This is a genomic window from Mycobacterium asiaticum, from assembly GCF_001668675.1.
Lineage (GTDB): Bacteria > Actinomycetota > Actinomycetes > Mycobacteriales > Mycobacteriaceae > Mycobacterium > Mycobacterium asiaticum_D.
Window position 1 is genome coordinate 1 of sequence record NZ_LZKQ01000124.1, and the last position, 1,980, is coordinate 1,980.

At 72.3% G+C, this 1,980-nt stretch carries 3 protein-coding genes; 2 read left to right on the forward strand and 1 reads right to left on the reverse strand.

Going from position 1 to position 1,980, the window contains the following annotated elements; genetic code table 11:
- Positions 1–443: M20/M25/M40 family metallo-hydrolase (locus A9X01_RS10895; RefSeq protein ID WP_366663635.1), on the reverse strand; the 443-nt coding region annotated here is incomplete at its 3' end.
- A 53-nt stretch (positions 444–496) separates the two neighbouring features.
- Between A9X01_RS10895 and A9X01_RS10900 the strand changes: the two genes are divergently transcribed.
- Together A9X01_RS10900 and A9X01_RS10905 are read left to right on the forward strand one after the other, a co-directional pair.
- Positions 497–1,303 (forward strand): purine-nucleoside phosphorylase, encoded by an 807-nt coding sequence (locus tag A9X01_RS10900; protein ID WP_065120772.1) that lies wholly within the window; start codon positions 497–499, stop codon positions 1,301–1,303.
- On the forward strand, positions 1,303–1,980 hold a 678-nt coding region (locus tag A9X01_RS10905), incomplete at its 3' end, for a phosphohexomutase domain-containing protein (protein ID WP_495524974.1). The genes A9X01_RS10900 and A9X01_RS10905, both read left to right, overlap by 1 nt.

Below are 1,980 nucleotides of genomic sequence, written 5' to 3' on the forward strand. Positions count from 1 at the left end.
ACCGCGACGTCGTCGAACGCCCCGGCCCGCAGCATCAACTCCTTGCCACCACCGGACTCCTCGGCCGGCGTGCCCAGCAGCGCGACCGTCAGGCCGAGGTCGTCGGCCACCTCGGCCAGCGCCAGCGCAGTCCCCACCGCCGAGGCCGCAATGATGTTGTGCCCGCAGGCGTGCCCGATCTCGGGCAGCGCGTCGTACTCGGCGCACACCCCCACCACCAGCGGACCGCTGCCGAAGTTCGCCCGAAACGCCGTGTCCAGGCCCGCAACCGGGTTCATCTCGAAGCCGCGTTCAGCGGCCAGCGCCGCGGCCTTCGCGCAGCTGCGGTGTTCGTCGAACGCCAACTCGGGCTCGGCGTGGATCGCGTGCGACAACTCAACCAGATCATTGCCCCGGCGCCGCACCGTCGCCTCGACAATGTCGGGTGCGTTGAGTGCGGGCATTCTCGCAGTATCTCATCGCCGGACCAACTACCTGGCCAGTAGTCTCGCCCAGTGTGACCAGCCTGACCTCCGAGCCGGATGAGCTTGCGTCCCAAGCCGCCAAGGTCATCGGTGAGCGCACCGGCATCGACGAGCACGACGTCGCCGTCGTGCTCGGCTCGGGGTGGTCGCCCGCCATCGCGGCGCTGGGCACCCCCACCGCGGTGCTGCCGCAGGCAGACGTCCCCGGATTCGCGCCGCCGCGGGCCGCGGGACACGCCGGCGAGCTGCTGTCGGTCCCGGTCGGCGGGCACCGGGTGCTGGTCCTGGCCGGCCGCATCCACCCGTACGAGGGGCATGACTTAGGGCACGTTGTGCACCCGGTCCGGGCGGCATGCGCGGCGGGGGCGCGGATCGTCGTACTCACCAACGCGGCCGGCGGCCTGCGACCGGACATGCAGGTGGGCCAGCCGGTCCTGATCAGCGACCACCTGAACCTGACGGCACGGTCACCGCTGGTGGGCGCGCAGTTCGTCGATCTGACCGACGCGTACGCGCCGCGGTTGCGGGCGCTGGCCCGTGCAAGCGATCCCGCGTTGGCCGAGGGGGTTTACGCCGGGCTGCCGGGTCCGCACTACGAGACGCCCGCTGAGATCCGCATGCTGCGGATCCTCGGTGCCGACCTGGTGGGGATGTCGACGGTGCACGAGACGATCGCCGCGCGGGCGGCGGGCGCCGAGGTGCTGGGCATATCGCTGGTGACGAACCTCGCTGCCGGCATCACCGGCGAGCCGCTCAACCACGCCGAAGTGCTGGCCGCCGGGGCCGCGTCCGCCCAGCGAATGGGGTCGCTGCTGGCCGACGTGATAGCCCGGTTCTAGTGACTCCCGAGGAGTGGATCGCCCACGACCCCGACCCGCGGACGGCCGCCGAACTGGCTGCGCTGGGTCCCGACGAACTGGCCGCCCGGTTCGCCCGCCCGCTCACCTTCGGTACCGCCGGCCTGCGCGGGCCGGTGCGCGGCGGCCCGGACGCGATGAACGTTGCGGTGGTGCTGCGCGCGACTTGGGCACTGACGCAGGTCGTCGACGGGCCCGCGACGGCGGTGGTGGGCCGCGACGCCCGGCACGGCTCGGCGGAGTTCGCCACCGCAGCCGCTGAAGTCCTTGCGGCGCAAGGGTTTTCGGTGGTGTTGTTCGGCGACCCGGTGCCCACTCCGGTGATTGCGTTCGCGGTGCGCCGGCTCGGCGCCGCCGCGGGAATACAGATCACCGCCTCGCACAATCCGGCGACCGACAACGGGTACAAGGTCTATCTGGACGGCGGGATGCAGATCGTCTCCCCCACCGACCGGCACATCGAAGCCGCGATGGCCGCCGCTCCCCCGGCCGACGAAATTCCGCGCCAACCCGTGCGGCCGTCCGATACCGACCTGATCGAGCGCTATCTGCAGCGCGTCGCAAGCATCCGAAGCGGCAGCGGCGCGGTGCGGGTGGCCCTGACGCCGATGCACGGGGTCGGCGGCGCGCTGGCCGTCGAGGCGCTGCGGCGGGCCGGG